The sequence below is a fragment of the Streptomyces sp. NPDC007917 genome, assembly GCF_042959105.1.
Taxonomy (GTDB): Bacteria; Actinomycetota; Actinomycetes; order Streptomycetales; family Streptomycetaceae; genus Streptomyces.
In genome coordinates this window covers 1-4,438 of the sequence record NZ_JBIBKK010000065.1, presented here as the reverse complement: position 1 = coordinate 4,438, position 4,438 = coordinate 1, and the positions used below count along the sequence as shown (strand labels likewise).

Sequence of the window (4,438 nt, the reverse complement as noted above, 5' to 3'; positions counted from 1 at the left end):
CGGTGTCGTCGGGGGAGGGGGTGGTGGTGTCGCAGGCTCCGGTGTGGGGGTTGGTGCGTGCGGCGGAGGCGGAGAATCCGGGGCGTTTTGTGCTGTTGGATCTGGCGGAGGGTGAGGATCTGGCGGCGGTGCTGCCGTCGGTGGTGGCCAGTGGTGAGCCCGAGGTGGCATGGCGTGGGGGTGCGGCGCTGGTGCCTCGGTTCAGGCGCCGGGAAGCAGCGCAAGCGGGTGTGGAGCCGTTCGGCGATGGTGACGGGACGGTGCTGGTGACGGGTGGTACGGGTGGTCTTGGTGCGGTGGTGGCCCGTCATCTGGTGGTGGAGCACGGGGTCCGGCATCTGCTGTTGGTCTCGCGTCGGGGGCCGGCGGCTGAGGGGGCGGAGGCGTTGCGGGATGAGCTGGTGGAGTTGGGTGCGTCGGTGGCTGTGGCGGGGTGTGATGTGGCGGATCGGGTGGCGGTGGAGAGGCTGCTGGCGTCCGTACCGCTTGATCGTCCGTTGAGCGCTGTGGTTCATGCGGCGGGTGTGGGTGACAGCGGTCTGGTCGGGTCGTTGTCGGCTGAGCAGTGGGACGGGGTGTTGCGGCCGAAGGTGGATGCGGCGTGGCATCTGCATGAGCTGACGCGCGAGATGCCGCTGTTGGCGTTTGTGTTGTTCTCGTCGATCGGTGGTTCGGTGGCGGCGGCGGGTCAGGCGAACTATGCGGCGGCGAATGTGTTCCTGGACGCTCTGGCCCAGCTCCGGCACGACGAAGGCCTGCCCGCCACCTCCGTGGCCTTCGGCCTGTGGTCCGGCGCGGGTGCCGGTCAGGCGCTCGGCGAGGTGGACATCGCCCGGCTGCGGCGCCAGGGGCTGCCACCGCTGTCGGTGGCGGAGGGGTTGCGGGCGTTCGATGCGGCGTTGGCCTCCGGCGCGGCGACGGTGACGGCCTCGCATGTCGATACGGCTGCGTTGCGTACGCGCAGGGGTGAGATGCCCGCGCTGCTGCGCGGATTGGTCCCGGCGTCGCGCAAGCTGAGCCGACAGGCCGCCGGCGGCGGAGGCGACGCCGAGGGCCTGAAACGGCAGCTGTCCGGGCTGGAGGCGCAGGAACGGGCGCGCGTGCTCACCGATATGGTGCGCGGCCACGTCGCCACGGTGCTCGGACACGGGTCGGCCGAGTCGGTCGAAGCGGACCGCAACTTCGGCGAGCTCGGATTCGACTCGCTGACCGCGGTCGAACTGCGCAATCAGCTCAACGCGGCCACCGGACTCCGGCTGCCCGCCACGCTGGTCTTCGACTACCCCACCGCGCAGGATGTCGCCGCGTTCGTGGACTCGGAGCTCATGCCCGAGGCGGCCGACACCGACGGCGCGGGACACGAGGAGCGGGTGCGCCGCGTACTGACCGGCATTCCGCTCAGCAGGCTGCGCGACGCCGGCCTGCTGGACACCCTGCTGGAACTCGGCGGAGCCCCCGCCGCACCGCGGGACGGGGCGGAGGACGCGGACCGGCCCGATCAGCCCGACACGATCGACGCGATGGACAAGAACGATCTGATCGACATGGCGTTCAACAGCCTTGGCCTTGCGGGTGCCACCTGGGAAGAGGGTAACTGACATGACCGACTCCGATGAGAAGCTGGTCAGTGCGCTTCGCCTGTCGCTGAAGGAGAACGAGCGCCTGCGGGTGCAGAACGCCAAGCTCTCCGGCGCGACCCGGGAGCCCGTGGCCATCGTGGCGATGAGCTGCCGCTATCCCGGCGGTGTCACCTCGCCCGAGGAGCTGTGGCGGCTGGTTGCCGACGGCGTCGACGCGGTGTCGGACTTCCCTGCCGACCGCGGCTGGGACATCGACGGCGACTACGATCCGGAGCCGGGCAAGGCCGGGAAGTTCTACGCCCGCGAGGGCGGCTTTCTGCACGACGGCGGGGAGTTCGACCCGGGCCCCTTCGGCATCAGCCCCGTCGAGGCGCTGCACATGGACCCCCAGCAGCGGCTGCTGCTGGAGTGCTCATGGGAAGCGCTCGAGCGCGCCGGTATCGACCCGCTGTCCCTGAAGGGCGAAGCCACCGGCGTGTTCACCGGCGCCATGCACCACGACTACGCACTCGGCCAGCCCGTCAGCACCACCTCGGGCGGCAGCCTGCTCAGCGGCGGCCTCTCGTACACCCTCGGTCTCGAAGGCCCCTCCGTCACGATTGACACCGCGTGCTCGTCATCGCTCGCCGCCGTCCACCTGGCCTGCCAGGCGCTGCGCCGGGAGGAGTGCGGTCTCGCGCTCGCCGGAGGGGTCACGGTCATGGCGACCCCTCAGCTCTTCAAGGTCTTCTCCCAACAGCGTGGGCTCTCACCCGACGGCCGCTGCAAGTCCTTCTCGGACGCCGCCGACGGCACCGGCTGGGGCGAGGGCGCCGGGATGCTGCTCCTGGAGCGGCTGTCCGACGCGCGCCGCAACGGCCACCCGGTGCTCGCCGTGATCCGTGGCAGCGCCGTCAACCAGGACGGCCGCAGCAGCGGGCAGACCGCGCCGAACGGCCCGGCGCAGCAGCGGCTGATCCGCCAGGCCCTGGCGAACGCCGGGCTGTCGGCCGCCGACGTCGACGCGGTGGAGGCACACGGCACCGGCACCACGCTGGGCGACCCCATCGAGGCGCAGGCCCTGCTCGCGACCTATGGGCGGGGCCGGGAGGGCCGGCAGCCGCTGCTGCTGGGCTCCGTCAAGTCGAACATCGGGCACACCCAGGCGGCCGCCGGGGTCGCGGGCGTGATCAAGATGGTCATGGCCATGCGCCAGGGCACCCTGCCCCGCACGCTGCACGTGGACGCGCCCTCCGCACAGGTCGACTGGTCGGCGGGGGCGGTGGAGCTGCTGACCGAACCGGTGGCGTGGCCGGAGACCGGACATCTGCGTCGCGCGGGTGTCTCCGCGTTCGGGGCCAGCGGCACCAATGTGCATCTGATCCTGGAGCAGAGCCCACCCGGTGAGGCACGCGAGAACACCCGTCCGGAGTGGTCAGGGGCGGTTCCCTGGGTGCTCTCCGGCAAGACACCGGACGCACTGCGCGCCCAGGCAGCCCGGCTGCTGGCCACCGTGTCGAGGGACGAAGGGCCCGCCCCCGCCGATATCGGGCTTTCGCTGGCCACCGGCCGGACCAGGTTCGAGCACCGCGCCGCCGTGGTCGGCCGGGACCGGGAGGAGTTCGTACAGGGGCTCGCCGCGCTGGCCACCGGCACACCCGCCACCGGGGTGGTGACCGGCTCCGCCCGCGAGGCGCCGAGGGTCGTGTTCGTGTTCCCGGGCCAGGGCACGCAGTGGACCGGTATGGCGACAGAACTCCTCGAGTCCAACGCCGTCTTCCAGCAGACGATGCTCGCGTGTGAGAACGCGCTGTCGAAGGTCGTGGACTGGTCGCTGCCGGAGGTCCTGGACGATCAGGACGCGCTCGACCGGGTGGACGTGGTCCAGCCGGCGCTGTGGGCGGTGATGGTCTCGCTCGCCGCGGTGTGGCGCTCCTGCGGCGTCGAGCCGGCCGCGGTGGTGGGCCACTCCCAGGGAGAGATCGCAGCCGCCTGCGTGGCGGGCGCCCTGTCGCTGGAGGACGGGGCGCGGGTGGTCGCCCTGCGCAGCGGGATCATCGCCGAAGCGCTGGCCGGACAGGGCCGGATGATGTCGATCCCCCAGCCGCTGGAACAGGTCGAGCGTCGACTCGCGGAGTCGGTCGGCTCCCCCGCGGACGCCGTGTCGATCGCGGCGGTGAACGGACCGTCGTCCGTGGTGGTCTCCGGCGAGGCCGAAGCGGTCGAGAAGCTGCACACCGCCCTGGTGGAGGAGGGTGTCCGCGCCCGGCTGATCGAGGTGGACTACGCCTCGCACTCCGCACAGGTGGAACAGATCGCCGACCGGCTGGCCCAGGCCCTCGCACCGATCCGCCCCCGGTCCTCGGACATCCCCTTCTACTCCACCGTGGACGACGGATGGCGGGACACGGCAGGTCTGGACGCCGGGTACTGGTACCGCAACCTGCGCCAGCCGGTGCGGTTCGAACCCGCGGTGCGGGCCCTGCTGGACAAGGGGTTCCGCGGGTTCGTCGAGATCAGCAGCCACCCGGTGCTGACGCTCGGAGTGCAGGAGTCCGCCGACCGTGCCGAGGTACGGGCGGTGGCCACCGGCTCGCTGCGCCGCGACGAGGGCGGCTGGGACCGTATGGTGTTCTCACTGGCCACCGCGCACATGGGCGGGGTGGCCGTGGACTGGCCGGCCGTCTTCGCGGACACCGGTGCGCGCCACGTGGACCTGCCCACGTACGCCTTCCAGCGGCAGCGGTACTGGCTCGACAGCGAGACCGGTGTGGGTGATGTGGGGTCGTTGGGGTTGGGTGGGGTGGGGCATCCGGTGTTGGGTGCGGTGGTGGTGTGTGCGGGTTCGGATGGGGTGGTGTTGACGGGTCGGTTGTCGC

Annotated in this window: 2 protein-coding genes; both read left to right on the top strand. The window is 71.7% G+C overall.

Annotated features, from left to right (window positions below; all coding sequences use genetic code 11):
- Positions 1-20: 20 nt before the first annotated feature.
- Positions 21-1,598, top strand: a complete 1,578-nt coding sequence (locus tag ACFZDL_RS47090) for an SDR family NAD(P)-dependent oxidoreductase (RefSeq protein WP_391194601.1) — start codon at positions 21-23, stop codon at positions 1,596-1,598.
- Between the two features lies 1 nt (position 1,599).
- A partial coding sequence (locus ACFZDL_RS47085; protein ID WP_353597302.1) for a type I polyketide synthase occupies positions 1,600-4,438 on the top strand: 2,839 nt, incomplete at its 3' end.